The following is a 17,472-nucleotide window of genomic DNA, read 5'->3' as shown; positions in this document are numbered from 1 at the left end:
AAATGCTGAAAACCACAATCATTGGCGCAAGCGGTTACACCGGTGCAGAGTTGGCACTCATGGTGCACAAACACCCTCGACTTACGCTATCAGGTTTATATGTGTCCGCCAATAGTGTGGACGCTGGTAAGAGCATTTCACAGTTGCATCCAAAATTGGCTGGCGTAATCAGTGAGCCTGTGCAGCCGCTTAAAGATGTGACAGCTGCAGCGAAGGCTTGTGATGTGGTGTTCTTAGCGACTGCACATGAAGTGAGCCACGATTTGGCTTTCCAGTTTTTAGATCAAGGTTGTCAGGTTATTGACCTCTCGGGTGCGTTTCGCGTGAAAAGAGAGGGTTTCTACAGCGAATTTTATGGCTTTGAACATCAGTATGAGCACTTGCTTGATAAGGCATCGTACGGATTGGCAGAGTGGAACGCGCAAGAGATTAAACAAGCACAACTTGTTGCCGTTCCTGGCTGTTACCCGACGGCATCTCAACTGGCTATCAAACCACTTATCGAAGCACAACTGCTTGATACGGTGCAATGGCCAATTATTAACGCCACGAGTGGTGTTTCAGGTGCAGGGAGAAAGGCGACATTAACCAACAGCTTCTGCGAAGTGAGTTTACAGCCCTACGGCGTGTTCAATCATCGCCATCAGCCAGAAATCGCAAGCCACTTGGGTCGCGACGTAATTTTTACGCCACATTTGGGCAATTTTAAACGCGGCATTTTGGCCACGGTAACAATGAAGTTGGCCTGTGGTGCAACGGAACAACAGGTTGCGACTGCATTTGCAAAAGCATACGAGGGTAAACCTGTAGTACGTCTTCTCGAATCGACACTGCCCTCAATCCAAAATGTAGAGAATTCACCTTTCTGCGATATCGGCTGGAAGGTTCAGGGTGAGCACATCATCGTTGTTTCAGCGATAGACAACTTACTCAAAGGCGCATCGAGTCAAGCGATGCAATGTTTAAACATCCACTACGGATTTCCAGAGTTAACTGCCCTTATTTAGGCGTAAAGCTTAAGCAAGTAGGTAAAGGGACGAGTAATGACAGATAACAAACAAACTCCATTAGTGATCAAATTAGGCGGTGCTGCACTGTCTTGTACTGAGACTCTTAGCCAGGTATTTGGTGCGATAGCCAATTATCAAAAGCAGGCTCAGCGACGAATTGTGATCGTCCACGGAGGAGGTTATCTGGTGGACGATCTAATGGCTCAACTGCAACTAAAGACCGTGAAGAAAGAGGGGCTGCGCGTTACACCGTATGAGCAGATCCCAGTTATCGCAGGCGCTTTGGCCGGTACCGCAAATAAAATGCTACAGGGTCAAGCGATCAAAGATGGGTTGAACGCAGTAGGCTTAAGCCTCGCAGATGGCGGCTTGTGCAAAGTAGAAGAGTTGGACCCTGAGTTGGGTGCGGTGGGCAAAGCGACACCGGGCGACTCATCAGTACTGCAAGCCGTTTTAGAAACAGGGGCATTGCCGATCATTAGCTCAATTGGCCTGACGGCGCAGGGGCAAATGATGAATGTGAATGCTGACCAAGCGGCTGTCGCGGTGGCTGGTGCGTTGGATGCAGAGTTGGTGCTGCTATCGGATGTGAGCGGTGTGCTCGACGGGAAAGGCCACTTGATTAAGAGTTTAAACGCTCAAGAAGCGCAAAGCTTGATTCAGGGGCACGTCATTACTGACGGGATGATCGTTAAGGTAAACGCTGCGCTAGAAGCTGCCAATGACTTAGGTCGCCCAATTGAGGTCGCCACTTGGCGCTACCCTGAAAAATTGGTCGAGCTATTTGCAGGCCAAAGTATTGGAACTCAGTTTCTGCCAAAGCAGTAACGAGAATGAATTAGCCTTAACGCAAATGCGGTAAGGCAAACAGAATAACTAGGAAGTAACCCGTAGCACTGACCGCCAAGCGCAGCGCCGGGATTTGGAGAAAAGAAAATGAGCAAAGTTCAAGTTAATAAAGTTGTTGTCGCATACTCTGGCGGTCTGGATACATCGGTCATCATCCCTTGGCTGAAAGAGAACTACGATTGCGAAGTAGTTGCCTTTGTTGCCGATGTTGGTCAGGGCGAAGAAGAGCTTGCTGGCATTGAAGAAAAAGCGAAAGCGTCTGGCGCCTCTGAATGTTATATCGCGGACCTAAAAGAAGAGATGGTCGCGGATTATATATACCCTACGCTGAAAACGGGCGCCTACTACGAAGGGAAATACCTGCTTGGTACCTCTATGGCTCGTCCAATCATCGCTAAAGCTCAGGTTGAAGTTGCACGTAAAGTGGGCGCTGATGCCCTATGTCATGGCTGTACGGGTAAAGGTAACGACCAAGTTCGTTTCGAAGGCGCTTTTGCGGCACTTGCACCAGACCTACACGTTATTGCACCGTGGCGTGAATGGGACCTAGTGAGTCGTGAAGAGTGTCTCGACTATTTGGCTGAGCGTAATATCCCTTGTACCGCATCGTTAACGAAAATTTATTCACGTGATGCAAACGCATGGCATATCTCTACAGAAGGTGGCGTACTAGAAGATACATGGAATGCACCAAACGAAGATTGCTGGGCTTGGACTGTGGATCCAGAACAAGCTCCCAACGAAGCTGAATACGTATCGCTAAAAGTAGAAAAAGGTGAAGTCGTTGGAGTCGATGGTGAGCAGATGACGCCATACAACGCGCTGGTTTACTTAAACGAGAAAGGGGCGAAACACGGTATTGGTCGTATTGATATCGTTGAAAACCGTTTAGTGGGGATGAAGTCTCGCGGCTGTTACGAAACGCCAGGAGGCACCATCATGATGGAAGCTCTGCGTGCCGTTGAACAGCTTGTTTTGGATAAAACGTCCTTTGAGTTCCGTGAAGAGTTGGGCGTCAAAGCCTCTCATCTTGTTTATGATGGTCGTTGGTTCACGCCACTGTGCAAATCTATCCTAGCGGCGTCAGAAGAGCTGGCGCAAGATGTGAACGGTGAAGTGGTTGTGAAGCTATACAAAGGTCAAGCAACCGTGACTCAGAAGCGTTCTGACAACAGCTTGTACTGTGAAGAGTTTGCTACCTTTGGTGAAGATGAAGTGTATGACCAAAGTCACGCAGAAGGCTTCATCCGCCTCTACTCGCTCTCGAGCCGTATCAGAGCTCTGAAAAATCAGAAGTAATGCTTCCCACTGATTGATACAAGCCCACTTGGACGCCAAGTGGGCTTTTTCTTTCTTTGGATATTAATCAAGTTGTCATGAATAAATATGTAAAAATAATGAATTAATACTTTATTTTTAGTTTGATTTGCCGTAACTTTGAACCATCATAAAATACTGAAGATAATTCAGAGTCTTTTTAAGCAATATAGCTACTAGCACAAATAGTGAGCACTGGTAATCAGGAGAAACGCGATGGCATTATGGGGCGGAAGATTTACCCAAGCGGCAGATACGAGATTTAAAGATTTTAATGACTCATTGCGCTTTGATTACCGATTAGCTGAGCAAGATATTGTCGGCTCTATTGCTTGGTCCAAGGCTTTGCTTTCCGTTAACGTCTTAACAGAAGAAGAGCAGCAGAAGCTTGAGTTAGCTTTGAATGAACTCAAGCTTGAAGTGATGGAAGATCCGAATCAGATCCTTCGCTCAGATGCGGAAGATATTCACTCTTGGGTTGAGCAGCAACTGATCAGCAAAGTGGGTGATTTAGGTAAAAAACTCCACACAGGGCGTTCGCGTAATGATCAAGTGGCGACCGATCTCAAGCTCTGGTGTCGTCAGCAAGGTCAGCAATTGCTTATGGCGCTTGATCGTTTGCAATCGCAAATGGTATCCGTGGCGAAAGTACACCAAGACACGGTGTTGCCTGGCTATACGCACTTGCAACGTGCTCAACCGGTCACTTTTGCGCATTGGTGTCTAGCCTACGTTGAGATGTTTGAGCGTGATTACTCTCGTCTAAATGATGCCATTCATCGTCTTGACACTTGCCCACTTGGTTCTGGCGCATTGGCTGGTACCGCATACCCAATGGATCGTGAAGAGCTTGCACATAGTTTAGGCTTCCGCCGTGCAACACGTAACTCGCTTGATTCAGTTTCGGACCGCGATCATGTGATGGAACTGATGTCGATTGCGTCGATCTCCATGCTGCACCTTTCGCGTCTTGCTGAAGATATGATTTTCTACAACTCGGGTGAGTCGAACTTCATCGAACTGGCTGATACCGTCACGTCTGGTTCGTCATTAATGCCACAGAAGAAAAATCCAGATGCCCTTGAGCTGATTCGTGGTAAGACCGGTCGAGTCTACGGCGCCCTAGCTGGAATGATGATGACAGTGAAGGCGCTGCCGCTTGCATACAACAAAGATATGCAGGAAGACAAAGAGGGCTTATTTGACGCACTCGATACATGGAATGACTGTATGGAAATGGCTGCGCTCTGTTTTGACGGTATTAAAGTCAATGGTGAGCGTACGCTAGAGGCGGCGAAACAAGGCTACGCGAACGCGACTGAACTGGCTGACTACCTTGTAGCGAAAGGAATCCCATTCCGTGAGGCGCACCATATTGTTGGGGTTGCGGTTGTCGGAGCGATTGCTAAAGGCTGTGCACTAGAAGAGCTCTCTATCGCTGAACTGAAAGAGTTTTCAGATGTGATTGAAGAGGATGTGTACGACATCTTAACCATTGAATCTTGTCTCGAGAAGCGCAGCGCATTGGGAGGGGTCTCTCCAAAACAAGTCGCACATGCGGTTGAGCAAGCGGAATCGCGTTTAACTCAACGTGACACTTCGACAGTCAAAGTACGCCCTGCACGTTTAACCGACATTGAAGCGCTTGAAGGCATGGTGACGCATTGGGCGAACATGGGAGAAAACTTGCCACGCTCTCGTAATGAGTTGGTGCGCGACATTGGTTCATTTGCGGTTGCGGAGCATCACGGTGAAGTGACAGGTTGTGCCTCTTTATACGTGTACGATTCAGGCTTAGCCGAAGTGCGTTCACTGGGTGTCGAAGCGGGCTGGCAAGGTCAGGGACAAGGCAGTGCTATTGTGCAGTATTTGGTGGAGAAAGCGCGTCAGATGGCGATCAAAAAAGTCTTTGTGCTGACTCGTACGCCAGAATTCTTTATGAAGCAAAACTTCCTACCGACCTCGAAGTCACTATTGCCTGAAAAAGTGCTCAAAGATTGCGAGCAGTGTCCACGTCAACATGCGTGTGATGAAGTCGCATTAGAAGTTAACTTAGTCGAGAAATCCATTGCTCGTGCCAATGTGGCATAAGAGTATGAATTGGAAGGTTTTTGAAGAAAGATCAAAAAAGATCGATCAATTTGGGAACCTTTTATAAAAAGCTGGGTCTATTAAAATACCACTGCTTTTTCTTAGACGAATCTAAGAGAGCCCCAAGGACACATTGTCCTTGGGGCTTTTTTTATCCGATCTCAAATTCGTCTACCGGTTGTTTTTGTTGCGCTCTTGCCAAGGAATGATCACAAAGCGCATCCATAGGTGAAGGGCGAGAAGTGCATTGAATGCAAAGCCCGCCATAAGTAGCGCGATGGACTCAATACTTTTTGGGTTGTCTTTGAACAAAAACCACCAGACGATCCAGCATAAAACAGACAGAACGGTAAGTTGATCCATGCAGCGTTTACAGCGGCCAATCTTTTGCCAGAACCAGTTATCTTTGCAGTAAGGGCATGTCATGAGGATACGAATTTAGGTAACATAGCGTGTTACTAGAATATCGTAAATGAATGAGAAAGTGAGAAAAATGATCGAGCGCCAACACACGAAACAACGTATGAGCCGAATTGTGAAGCACAATGGCACCATCTATCTATGTGGTCAGGTGTGCGCTGATGCAACACAAGGTATTACCGAGCAAACGCAGACTATGCTTGATAAAGTCGAACAACTATTGATTGAAGCGGGCAGCGATAAAGAACACATGTTGTCGGCGACCATCTACCTCAAAGACATGCAAGATTTCCAAGCGATGAATGCTGTTTGGGATGCGTGGGTACCAGAGGGGCATGCACCAGCGCGAGCTTGTGTGACGGGTGATATGGCGCGTGAGGCTTTATTGGTTGAGATCTCAGTGATTGCCGCAGAAAAATAATTTCTTCTAACGCTAGAGACAAAAACGAGCCACTTGGCTCGTTTTTTATTTTTAGTCGGATTAACAACCAGGACCACAATCTAGGCAATGTTTGATCATCTCTGGGCCAAGATGCAGTTTCGCGTTGAGATCGCGTAAGGCTGTTCGAACGCCTTCCTCGATAACAGGGTGATAGAAAGGCATATCCAACATTTCAGACACCGTCATTTGGTTTTGATGTGCCCAAGCAAGCAAGTGAGCGAGATGCTCGGCATTGGGTCCTATCATTTCTGCGCCAAGGAAACGCCCGGTACCTTGTTCACCATAGACATGCAAGATACCTTTGTTGCGTAGCATGACTCGCGAGCGGCCTTGGTTCTCAAAAGAAACTTCACCCGTCGCAAAACAGCCACAATTGCCTAAACGTGTTGTTAACTGCTTATAGGTTTCACCGACCATCGCAATTTGTGGATCAGAGAAGACCGCTGAAATCGGAGAGCGACGCAGTCCCGCTCGAATATCAGGAAAACGACCTGCATTGTCGCCCGCGATACGACCTTGATCTGCGGCTTCGTGAAGTAATGGAATTTGGTTACTTGCGTCACCTGCAATAAAAATGCTTTCTACTGACGTTTGAAGCGTGTAGTGATCAGCGGTCGGCACACCGCGTTCATCTAACTCAATGTTGGTGTTTTCAATCGCTAGCTTATCGATATTCGGTCTACGTCCAGTGGCAGCCAAGACGTAATCGACGATAAAACTCTCAAGTTCACCATCGTGATTGATAAACTGAATTTCAACTTTGTCTTCGCCTTCAATGCGTTTCATGCTCTCTACTTTCACGTCCGCATCTAAGTAGAACTCTTGTTTGAACGCTTGATCGGCGTACGCCATAACCTCGGGGTCCGTGAGCGGGCCAACTTGACCTCCCAAGCCAAATAACTTCACGTTGACTCCCAAGCGGTGCAGGGCTTGACCAAGCTCAAGGCCAATAACACCTGGGCCAAATACCGCCACTGATTCAGGTAGGTCATCCCAGTCAAACACATCATCATTGATCACGAGTCGATCACCCAGTTCGTTCCACACGGCTGGATATGCGGGTCGAGAACCCGTCGCAATCACGATTCGCTTAGCGTTAACCTGAGTGTGGTCATCCACCATGAGCGTATTGTCATCGAGGAAAGTCGCGTAGCCTTGGATCTTATCCTGAGCGGGTATTTCATCAACGCCTTCAAGCACAAAGCCAACGAAGCGGTCGCGTTCGCGTTTCACACGATCCATTACTTCACGTCCGTTGATGGTGATATCACCTTGCGGGTAAACGCCAAAGCCTGGAGCCTTTTCGATTTGGTGAACGCTTTCCGCTGCTGCGATAAGCAGCTTTGAAGGCATGCAACCCACGCGAGCACACGTGGTGCCATATGGACCACCTTCAATCATCACAACACTGTCCGTGTGCGCTTTGGCCGCGCGGTATGCACCAAGACCTGCTGTACCACCACCAATAATGGCAACATCAACGTTTAACTGTTTCATAACGGTTCTCGCTTTTCTAGCCAAGCCAGTGTGGGGCTTGGGAAGGTAATTGGGGTCAATCCTGATACGTTGTTGGACTGGTTTAAGACAACCAAGTATCAAGACTCAAGGAAGTGAGTAGGGTGTCCCCCGAGCCAGGTTGGCATCGGGAGACTGAGGGCATTGAGTTAGCCTAGGAACGCTTCTAGTTCTTCACTACCACCGATGTGTTTACCACCGATGAAGACTTGAGGAACGGTTGAGCGACCTGTTACAGCACGCAAGCTCACTGTGGTTGCATCTTTGCCAAGAATCACTTCTTCATATTGAAGACCGTGGTCAATCAGATTTTGTTTCGCTTTCATACAGAAAGGACAACCTGGCTTAGTAAACACCGTAATGGACTCTTGCGTTTTGTAATCTGGAGCGATGTAGTTCAGCATGGTATCGGCATCGGATACTTTGAACGGGTCGCCTGGCTCGTTTGGCTCGATAAACATTTTTTCAACCACGCCATTTTTCACGAGCATGCTGTAGCGCCATGAGCGTTTACCAAAGCCCAAATCATTTTTGTCGACTAGCATGCCCATACCTTCGGTAAAATCGCCGTTGCCGTCAGGAATGAAAGTGATGTTTTCGGCTTCTTGATCGGCTTTCCATGCATTCATCACGAAGGTGTCATTCACCGACAGACATAAGATCTCATCCACGCCGTGCTCCTTAAATACAGGGAACAACTCGTTGTAACGCGGCAGGTGGCTTGAAGAACACGTTGGTGTAAAAGCACCGGGTAAACTAAACACAATAACGGTTTTGTCTTTGAACAGATCGTCTGTTGTCACGTTGACCCATGCGTCACCTTGACGAGTTGGGAAAGTAACTTGTGGAACGCTTTGACCTTCTTTCGATACGAACATATGAGTTTCCTTGATGATTTATGTAAATTTTCAGTGAGTCTTATCAGTGTGTTCACTGTGCTCTGTTTCGATGGAGTTATTATTAAAGAAATTCTTTGATAGCTCTAATCGTTTAATGCTATGGTTTTGATAGATTCTTTCTATCTACCTTGTGGGAGCAACCAACAATGAATATTCGCGACTTTGAGTACTTAGTAGCTTTAGCTGAACACAAACACTTCCGCAAGGCAGCTGAAGCGTGTTTTGTGAGTCAGCCAACGTTGAGTGGTCAAATTCGAAAACTCGAAGATGAGTTGGGGACCGCATTGTTAGAACGGAGCAGTCGCCGTGTTCTATTTACTGATGCAGGGTTGCAATTGGTCGACCAAGCTAAGCGTATTCTATCGGAAGTGAAAACGTTTAAAGATATGGCCAGTGGGCAAGCAGGTGAAATGGTGGGCCCTATGCACATCGGATTTATTCCGACAGTTGGGCCTTATTTGTTGCCAAGAATTGTCCCTATGATGAAAGAGCAGTTTCCACAGCTTGAACTTTTTCTTCATGAAGCGCAGACGCATCAGTTGGTTAGGCAGCTAGAAGATGGAAAACTGGATTGCCTTGTGCTGGCCTCTGTCGCAGAAACGGCACCCTTTAAAGAAATCGAAGTCTTCAATGAGGCAATGAGTGTTGCGGTGCCTTGCGATCATGAATGGGCGGCATTGGATGAGGTCGATATGCTTGAGCTCAATGGGCGCACGGTGTTAGCGCTCGGAGATGGTCACTGCTTGCGTGATCAGGCTTTGGGGTTCTGTTTCGCTGCTGGGGCAAAAGATGATGAGCGCTTTAAAGCGACGAGCCTAGAGACCTTACGCAATATGGTTGCTGCGGGAGCGGGGATTACGTTATTGCCCGAGCTCTCTTTGCCGAAAGAGAAACAAAAGGATGGAGTTTGCTACGTTCGTGCCATTAATCCTGTGCCGTCACGCAGTATTGTTCTGGTGTATCGACCTGGATCACCGCTTCGAACTCGTTTTGAGCAACTAGCGAACGCAATCAAAGAGCAACTGGCGAGTATTGAGTCTAATTAGCCTGTGTGTTGCGGAGATTTAAATTGCGGCTGGTCACCTTAGGCTGCGCCGTATGACAGTATTGAGGCAATAAAAAAGAGGCTGATGGGTTACATCAGCCTCTTTGGTTCATCACTTAGAAGAGCTCTTCACTGCCGTCGTCTGACGTATAGATGCTGTCTGTGATTTGGTTTGTCACATACTCTTTTGGTTCCGTTCCTTCCAAAAAGTATTCAAACATCGCGCTGCCATCAAACTTGTTGGTTAGCAGGCCTGTGTCGCGATCAATACGCACGCGAACAATGTTTGGTGGGATAGATTTGTCGACCTGAGGCACACCTTCTAGCGCATCGTGCATGAAATCTACCCAAGCAGGTTGCGCTGTTTTTGCGCCCGCTTCTGCACCAGATGTTTGGCTTTTGCCAAGGTTACTGTTGGGTGTCGTGCGACCCAGTTTTCGGTTGTGATCATCAAACCCGACCCATGCTACAGCAACCATGCCCGGACCGTAACCATTGTACCAAGCATCTTTGGAATCGTTGGTGGTACCGGTTTTACCGCCGATGTCTCGGCGTTTCAGCTTCTGAGCTCGCCAGCCTGTACCATTCCAGCCTGTCCCTTCACGCCAATTACCTCCACCCCAAACATTGCTGTACATCATCTCTCGTACTAGGAATGCGGTCTGCTCCGAGATGACTTGAGGGGCGTACTGAGGCTCAGTGTTCTCGTCAAGCGTCGTATCTTCGAGGGCAACATCTTGCTCTTGAAATTCGTTTTGCTCAATGAGAGTCTCTTCGGCGTCGCAATTATCGCGACAGATGGTTTTTGGTGTCGCTTCAAACTCTAAATCGCCAAATGGGCCTTCTACACGACTGATGTAGAAAGGTTCAACATAGTAGCCGCCATTGGCAAATACTGAATAACCTTGCGCCATTTTCATCGGTGTTAAGCTACCCGCTCCAAGAGCGATCGTTTCTGAGCGTGGTACCTGATCGATATCGAAGCCAAAACGCGTCAAGTATTGGCGAGTTTCATCCAATCCTACTTCACGCAGTACACGAACCGCCATTACGTTCTTTGACTGAGCAAGGCCGATGCGCAGGCGTGTCGGACCAACGTAAGTCGGAGGCGAGTTCTTAGGGCGCCAAGCGGTACCTTGGCTTTGATCCCACTGGTTGATTGGCGCATCGTTAATCAAGGTTGCCAATGTTAATCCTTTATCAATCGCTGCCGAATAGATGAAAGGTTTGATACTTGAGCCTACTTGACGTACCGACTGAGTTGCGCGGTTGAACTTGTTATGGATAAAGTTAAAGCCCCCGACCAATGCAAGCACGGCACCATTTTCTGGGTTCATTGCTGTAAACGCGGTATTCGCATTTGGTACTTGGCTTAGTTCCCACGTTGAGGTTGGTTGCTCGCTTTCGTCCACAGCTACGACTTGGCGCACCCAAATCTGTTCGCCAACGGCCAAAACGTCGGCTGCGGATTTTGGTGCTGCTCCTTGGCGATCATCGGTTAAAAACTTGCGTGCCCACTTAATGCCATCCCAGTTAAGTGTTTGACTACCTTCATTCTTAATCACAACGGATGCTTGCTTACCATTCACCTTAGTGACTACCGCAGGAGTGATGTCACCATAGCTTGGCACACTACGTAGAGTTTTGTTGATCTCGTCTTCATCAAAAGCAGGTTGCTCCGGTTTCCACAACACTTTTTCAGCGCCGCGGTAGCCATGACGCATGTCATAGTCAATCAGGTTATTGATTGCGGCTTTGTTCGCCGCAGCTTGGAGCTTGGAATCTACAGTGGTGTAGATGTTCATCCCAGACGTATACGCTTCTTCTTCACCGTAGCGAGCTACCATCCATGCGCGAGCGAGTTCAGCCACGTAAGGGGCACTCAGCTCGATTTCTGCGCCGTGATAACGGGAAACAATCTCTTCAGCGCGAGCTTGGTCGTACTCTTCTTGAGTAATGTATTTCTCATCGAGCATACGCAGTAAAACCACGTTACGACGGTTGGTAGCGCGATCAACAGAATAAATAGGGTTCATGGTTGACGGTGCTTTTGGCATGCCAGCCAGAGTGGCAATTTCACTCAGCGTTAAATCTTTAAGATCTTTACCAAAATACGTTTGTGCAGCGGCGCCAAAGCCGTACGAACGGTAACCCAAGAAGATCTTGTTGACGTAAAGCTCCATGATCTCTTGCTTGCTCAGCAATTGTTCAATATGGATGGCGATAAAGATTTCTTTAATTTTGCGCATGATCTTCTTCTCATTGGAGAGGAAGAAGTTTCGCGCAAGCTGCTGGGTTATGGTACTTGCCCCTTGCTTTGCCGACCCCGACATTGCAACGACAACCGCTGCACGCGTGATGCCAATTGGGTCGATCCCTGGGTGATCATAAAAGCGGCTATCTTCAGTCGCGATTAGCGCTTCGATTAGGTGTTGAGGAATCTCGTCATAGCTAACCGGTATGCGACGTTTTTCACCAAACTGAGAGATCAGTTTGCCGTCTTGACTGAACACCTGCATGGGCGTTTGCAGCTTTACGTCTTTTAAAGTCGCTACATCGGGTAGCTCTGGTTTGACATAGAAATAGAAGCCGAAAATTGTACCGACTCCAAGAATCATGCAAACCAGTGAAAAAATGAACAATCGCTTTATGAACTTCACCGGAGAATCCCTGATTAATTAGGTTCACTATATGCAAACCATTGTACTTTAAGCTAAAACCTTAGCTCGTCTGGTTAGTGTGCGGTAAGAAACCATCAATTTACGAACATAGAGCTAAGCAACAGCATGGAGCAAAGCATGGGTAAATCTCTAGTCATCGGCGTTGATATTGGCCACCACAGTATAAAAGCGGTAGCTCTCAAGCCCTCAAAAGGCACGTTTACACTCGTGAGTTACCAAGAGTTGCCAATCGAAGCCGACATTTTCACTGATAACCACATGTTAAATTATCAGAAAATTGTAAAGAAACTCAAAGAACTAAGGAAGTCCCTACCGCTATTTAGTCGCAAAGTTGCGTTGGCAATACCAGACAATGCTGTAATAAGTAAGGTTTTACAGATAGATAGCGCATTAGACGCGCAGGAAAGAGAGTACGCGATTTTCCAAGCGTTTGCTCATCAGTCGCCATTTCCTATCGAAGAGCTCAACCTTGACTTCGTTGAAGTGAACCGAGCGAGTGCATCACAAGCTTTGGCCAGCTATCAAGTGTATGCCACCAAACGTGATGTCGCTGAAAGCCGAGTTCAGGCCGCGACAAAAGCTGGCTATCAACCCGTATTACTCGATGTGCAAACGCACAGCCTGGTCCATATTTGGCAAATGGCATCAAGAATGCAGCACAAGTTTGATTGGTTGCTGGTGGACGTTGGCTTGAGCCAAACCTCGGTGTGTATGGACTTGCAAGATAAGGCGCCTTTTTGCAAAGAGATTGCTTTAGGGACGCAACTGATTGAAAACGATCATCAATTGGAGCACCTAGTCCACGGGAGTACAGAGCGTTTTATTTTTGCTCTGGTCGATAAGTTGCAGCGCAACATTCAAATGCTCACTTCGGTTCATGGTGTTTCGGTGCAAGGAATCTGGCTTGCGGGAGGAGGCGCCGTTACGCCGATGTTGGCAGAAGAAATCGCTAGGCGGCTGAACACCGAGTGTGAGCTGTTCAACCCGTTGGCGCTATTTGAGCGGCAAAACAACAAGAAATCCGCCAGTTATTCGACAGGCCATGCGTACGCAACAGCTGCAGGTTTGGCGTTAAGAGGCCTGGATTGGTTGGAGCAAGATCATGCTGCATAGTGTCAATTTAATCCCATGGCGTGACCAACTACGCGACCGCCACAAACACCGATTCGTTGGCTTGCTGTTAATTGGCGTCCTGGTTGCCGTAGCCGCTCAGTGGGGGGCGGCAAGCTACCTTCAACGCCAAACCCAAGCACAGCAGTCTCGCTTGAATTACCTCAACGCCTACATTTCCCAACTTGATAAGCAGATTGATGCCTTAAAAGAAGTAGAGCAGGAGCATAAGGCGTTGTTAACGCGACTTGCAGTGGTCGAGAAGCTACAAAATCAGCGTAATAAAACCACTGACTTTATGAATACATTGCCGCAACTCATCCCTGAAGGTGTCTATGTCGACAAGGTGAAAATGAATGGTTTGCAGGTGCGTGTATCAGGGATCAGCGATACCACTTCTCGTTTGGCAACCATGCTCGATAACTTAGAGAGCTCCACCCACATTCGAAACGTAGAGATGCACTCCATCGTGCATGACACCCCGCGGTTCAATAAGAAATTTCAAAGCTTTAATGTCTCTTTCTCCTTTGTTGCTAGTGCACCAAATAAACAGAATGTAGAGGTAAGCAGCAATGGCTAGTTACAACGAATTAGACATAGAAGAGTTGGCAGAATGGCCCTTGCTCCCTCAACTGGTTGTCATACTCCTAATCGCGGGTTTGATTCAGGCGGCAGGCTATTGGTTTTATCTGCAACCGCAAATGGAGCAGATAGAACAACTTCGCCAACAAGAGGTGACCTTAAAATCCACGGCGACCATCAAAGCCAATAAAGTCGCTACTCTGCCCAAGCTCCAAGCTCAGTTAGATGAGCTGTCGGAGCGTTACGATTATCTATCACGTCAGTTGCCAGTCCAAAAAGAACTCGCTTCCATGTTGGCATCGGTTAACGAAGAAGGGTTAAAAAATTCGCTCACATTTACGCGAATTGATTGGGGGCAAAAACAGAATCAAGAGTTCCTTTATCGCTTGCCTCTCAACATAGAACTTACTGGCCACTACCACAGCATCGGAGACTTCAGTCAAGCGATCGCCGAGCTGCCGCGCATCATCAATTTTGACGATATTGATTGGCAGCGCGTTAGTCAGGAGAGCAGCACGCTGCATTTTCGCGTTCGAGCTTACACCTATCAATTTAAGCCGGAGGTAGAAGATGAAAAATAAGTTGGCGTTATTAGGCTTATCTCTGTTTCTGCTTGGCTGCCAAGCGAATGAGGAGTCTCTCGACGAGTTTGTCGCGCAAGTTGAACGTAAAGCAAGACAAGATGTGGTGGACTTAAAGCCCGTGTTCGATTTTCAAATCTCCGCCTATCAATCACATAACCAGCGCGAGCCTTTTGTATTGCCTCAAGCGGCGCTTGTCCTCAATCAGCCTCTAGCGAAGGCAGACTGTTGGCAACCTGCACAGCGGAGAAAAACTGGACAGCTTGAACGTTTCCCGCTCAGCAAACTGCGTCTTAAAGGCGTCATGGGCAGTGGAGGGAGAGTCTCGGCCTTGGTTCAAACTCCTGAAGGCAATGTAGTGAAAGTGAGCTCTGGGCAATACATCGGATTGAACAATGGCAAAGTCACACACGTGGCAGATGACTATCTAAAAATAAATGAGACCCTTCCAGATGGATTAGGTTGTTGGAATAAACGTAGCGTAAAGTTGGCGCTCAAGTAGGAATTACGGTTAGAGATGAAAGGATTAAGAAACCCATTAAGTTACCTCCTTCAGGGCGCTATGGTTATTTGTGCGCTGGTGCTATTGCCGACCAGTTATGCTCAGCAGGCTATGAATCAATTAAATTCGATAGACTTTCGGGTTGATTCGCAGCAAAACGGCAAAATAGTGGTCGAACTGGCCACGCCTCACATCGCTGTCGATATTCATAAAGCGCAAGAAGGTCTGAGTATTGAACTGATGGACACGAGCGTTTCCGACGACAAGCTTTACGTTTTGGATGTGAAAGACTTCGCTACCAATGTGTCGTCGATAGAGGTGTTCCGTAAAGAAGATCGTGTCATTTTGCTGACCAGTGTCGATGGTGATTATGGCTACGACTACCATTTGACGGGCAACTATCTCGAAGTGGTCGTCACTCAGCCCAAGGTAGAAACGAAGCCTCAAGAGAAAAGTATTCTTGAAAAAAGTGGCAAAAAAATATCGATTAATTTTCAAGATATCCCAGTTCGTAACGTGCTTCAGCTTATCGCGGACTACAACGACTTTAACTTAGTCGTATCAGATTCGGTTCAAGGCAATTTAACGCTTCGTCTTGATGGTGTGCCTTGGCAACAAGTGCTGGATATTATCCTTCAGGTGAAAGGCTTAGATAAGCGTATCGACGGCAATGTGGTTCTTGTTGCACCTAAGGCTGAGCTAGATTTGCGTGAACAGCAGATGCTGGAAAAGTCACGTCTAGAAGAAGAGTTGGGTGATTTGAGCTCAGAGATAATCAAAATTAAATTTGCCAAAGCTTCGGAAATTGCAGAAATGATCGGCGGGCAGGGAGCTGCCAGTATGCTCTCTGAGCGCGGTTCTTTAACTGTGGATGAACGCACTAATGCGCTTTTGATTCGTGATTTGAAAGAGAATATTGATGTTATTCGCGACATTATCGACACTCTCGACATTCCTGTAAAACAGGTTCAAATCGAAGCGCGCATTGTCAGTGTCAACGAAGGTAACTTAGACGAGCTAGGTGTCCGTTGGGGCTTTACCTCTACGAATGGAAACAACACGGTTGGCGGCTCTATTGAGAGTAACCTGTTCCAAGCAGGATTGCTTGAAGGTGACAACTTGCCAGTGGATGACTTCTTAAATGTAAACCTGGGGGCTACGTCAGCGACTGCGTCTTCGATAGCGTTTCAAGTGGCAAAATTAGGCTCAGATCTGTTGTTAGACTTGGAGCTCTCAGCCTTGCAACGTGAGTCAAAAGCTGAAGTGATCTCAAGTCCGCGCCTGATTACCACAAACAAAAAGCCTGCCTACATTGAACAAGGTACAGAAATTCCCTATTTGGAGTCCTCATCAAGTGGTGCGACTACGGTGACATTTAAGAAAGCAGTACTCAGTTTAAAAGTTACGCCGCAGATTACCCCCGATAACCGTCTGGTTCTGGACTTAAATGTAACCCAAGATAGACCTGGTGACGTAGTCAAAACCGGAACGGGGGAAGCGGTGGCGATCAATACCCAGCGCATTGGTACCCAAGTGTTGGTTGAGAATGGCGAGACGGTCGTACTAGGGGGCATTTTCCAGCACAGTGTTACCGACACGGTGGATAAGGTGCCTCTGCTTGGTGATTTACCGCTTTTGGGTGCGTTGTTTAGACGTTCTTATCAACAAATGGGCAAAAGTGAGCTGCTTATTTTTGTTACGCCGAAAGTCGTGATTCAGTAAGAAATGGTGACTTTGAAAAAATAAATTTGCATTAGTGGCACCATATCTAGATAATTTCGGGTCTTATCACGAATTATCTGTGAGGAATCGGTGCCACAAGCATCTTCATCGCTAGTTATAGACTGGCATTTCTTGTGGCGATGTCATTGAATTAACGTTGTAAATTACTGCTAAACATGGCTGAGAAACGCAATATTTTCCTTGTTGGCCCAATGGGTGCCGGCAAAAGCACAATCGGTAGACACCTAGCTCAACAACTTCATATGGAGTTTGTTGATTCTGATACCGTTATTGAAGAACGTACAGGCGCAGATATCGCTTGGGTATTTGACGTAGAAGGTGAAGAAGGCTTCCGTGATCGCGAGGAAAAAGTGATTAACGACCTTACCGAAGAGCAAGGCATTGTTCTTGCGACAGGTGGTGGTTCAATCAAGAGCAAAGAAAACCGCAATCGTCTTTCTGCTCGCGGGATCGTGGTTTACCTAGAAACAACGATTGAAAAACAGCTTGCTCGCACTAACCGCGACAAGAAGCGCCCATTATTACAAACTGATAATCCACGTGAAGTGTTGGAAGCCCTAGCAGGTGAACGTAACCCACTTTACGAAGAAATTGCGGATTACACAGTACGTACAGACGATCAAAGTGCAAAAGTGGTAGCCAACCAGATCGTAAAAATGCTAGAAGAACGTTAAGACTTTTAGCA

Annotated in this window: 16 protein-coding genes; 12 read left to right on the top strand and 4 right to left on the bottom strand. The window is 47.3% G+C overall.

The features are described from left to right. Positions 1-2 precede the first annotated feature (2 nt). The 4 genes from argC (at position 3) to argH (ending at position 5,267) form a co-directional block, all read left to right on the top strand. Complete coding sequence (argC, locus tag ACUALS_RS13160) at positions 3-1,007, top strand: N-acetyl-gamma-glutamyl-phosphate reductase (protein WP_454448501.1); 1,005 nt, start codon at positions 3-5, stop codon at positions 1,005-1,007. A 36-nt stretch (positions 1,008-1,043) separates the two neighbouring features. Then, positions 1,044-1,838: an acetylglutamate kinase gene (gene argB, locus ACUALS_RS13155; protein WP_005474182.1), complete on the top strand. Its 795-nt coding sequence runs from the start codon at positions 1,044-1,046 to the stop codon at positions 1,836-1,838. Between the two features lie 108 nt (positions 1,839-1,946). Further along, positions 1,947-3,158 carry an argininosuccinate synthase gene (locus tag ACUALS_RS13150; RefSeq protein ID WP_005474198.1) on the top strand — a complete coding sequence of 404 codons (1,212 nt, stop codon included), beginning with the start codon at positions 1,947-1,949 and terminating at the stop codon, positions 3,156-3,158. A gap of 234 nt (positions 3,159-3,392) precedes the next feature. Beyond that, on the top strand, positions 3,393-5,267 hold the full coding sequence (gene argH, locus ACUALS_RS13145; RefSeq protein ID WP_038217604.1) for an argininosuccinate lyase: 1,875 nt from the start codon (positions 3,393-3,395) through the stop codon (positions 5,265-5,267). A gap of 171 nt (positions 5,268-5,438) precedes the next feature. Here the strand turns inward: argH and ACUALS_RS13140 are convergent, their stop codons facing one another. Beyond that, positions 5,439-5,693 carry a DUF3624 domain-containing protein gene (locus ACUALS_RS13140; protein WP_039478733.1) on the bottom strand — a complete coding sequence of 85 codons (255 nt, stop codon included), beginning with the start codon at positions 5,691-5,693 and terminating at the stop codon, positions 5,439-5,441. Between the two features lie 67 nt (positions 5,694-5,760). Here ACUALS_RS13140 and ACUALS_RS13135 point away from each other — a divergent pair, with 67 nt between their 5' ends. Continuing rightward, positions 5,761-6,108: a RidA family protein gene (locus ACUALS_RS13135; protein ID WP_038141263.1), complete on the top strand. Its 348-nt coding sequence runs from the start codon at positions 5,761-5,763 to the stop codon at positions 6,106-6,108. Between the two features lie 60 nt (positions 6,109-6,168). Here the strand turns inward: ACUALS_RS13135 and ACUALS_RS13130 are convergent, their stop codons facing one another. Together ACUALS_RS13130 and ACUALS_RS13125 are read right to left on the bottom strand one after the other, a co-directional pair. Further along, complete coding sequence (locus tag ACUALS_RS13130; RefSeq protein WP_454448500.1) at positions 6,169-7,626, bottom strand: dihydrolipoyl dehydrogenase; 1,458 nt, start codon at positions 7,624-7,626, stop codon at positions 6,169-6,171. A gap of 167 nt (positions 7,627-7,793) precedes the next feature. Beyond that, on the bottom strand, positions 7,794-8,522 hold the full coding sequence (locus ACUALS_RS13125; RefSeq protein WP_005474181.1) for a redoxin family protein: 729 nt from the start codon (positions 8,520-8,522) through the stop codon (positions 7,794-7,796). A 167-nt stretch (positions 8,523-8,689) separates the two neighbouring features. Between ACUALS_RS13125 and oxyR the strand changes: the two genes are divergently transcribed. Then, positions 8,690-9,589 carry a DNA-binding transcriptional regulator OxyR gene (oxyR, locus tag ACUALS_RS13120; RefSeq protein WP_005474154.1) on the top strand — a complete coding sequence of 300 codons (900 nt, stop codon included), beginning with the start codon at positions 8,690-8,692 and terminating at the stop codon, positions 9,587-9,589. A 115-nt stretch (positions 9,590-9,704) separates the two neighbouring features. Here the strand turns inward: oxyR and ACUALS_RS13115 are convergent, their stop codons facing one another. Further along, positions 9,705-12,248, bottom strand: coding sequence for a penicillin-binding protein 1A (locus ACUALS_RS13115; protein WP_454448499.1), 2,544 nt, complete (start codon positions 12,246-12,248; stop codon positions 9,705-9,707). 138 nt (positions 12,249-12,386) lie between these two features. Between ACUALS_RS13115 and pilM the strand changes: the two genes are divergently transcribed. The 6 genes from pilM (at position 12,387) to aroK (ending at position 17,461) form a co-directional block, all read left to right on the top strand. Then, entirely contained in the window at positions 12,387-13,382 is a 996-nt protein-coding gene (gene pilM / locus ACUALS_RS13110; RefSeq protein ID WP_038141211.1) for a type IV pilus assembly protein PilM, read from the top strand. After that, positions 13,372-13,959 carry a PilN domain-containing protein gene (locus ACUALS_RS13105; protein ID WP_005474158.1) on the top strand — a complete coding sequence of 196 codons (588 nt, stop codon included), beginning with the start codon at positions 13,372-13,374 and terminating at the stop codon, positions 13,957-13,959. The genes pilM and ACUALS_RS13105 overlap by 11 nt, the downstream gene beginning before the upstream one ends. Further along, a complete protein-coding gene (pilO, locus tag ACUALS_RS13100) occupies positions 13,952-14,542 on the top strand; it encodes a type IV pilus inner membrane component PilO (protein WP_005474200.1) in 591 nt (196 codons plus the stop codon). Before ACUALS_RS13105 ends, pilO begins: the two co-directional genes overlap by 8 nt. Further along, entirely contained in the window at positions 14,532-15,044 is a 513-nt protein-coding gene (locus ACUALS_RS13095; protein ID WP_005474229.1) for a pilus assembly protein PilP, read from the top strand. The genes pilO and ACUALS_RS13095 overlap by 11 nt, the downstream gene beginning before the upstream one ends. Before the next feature lie 60 nt (positions 15,045-15,104). Then, positions 15,105-16,766: a type IV pilus secretin PilQ gene (locus ACUALS_RS13090; RefSeq protein WP_052131376.1), complete on the top strand. Its 1,662-nt coding sequence runs from the start codon at positions 15,105-15,107 to the stop codon at positions 16,764-16,766. 176 nt (positions 16,767-16,942) lie between these two features. Next, positions 16,943-17,461: a shikimate kinase AroK gene (gene aroK / locus ACUALS_RS13085; protein WP_005474150.1), complete on the top strand. Its 519-nt coding sequence runs from the start codon at positions 16,943-16,945 to the stop codon at positions 17,459-17,461. Positions 17,462-17,472 lie beyond the last annotated feature (11 nt).

It is taken from the genome of Vibrio sp. NH-7 (assembly GCF_053643215.1).
Note: the sequence above shows the minus strand (reverse complement) of the source record. Positions and strands in the feature narration are given on the sequence as shown.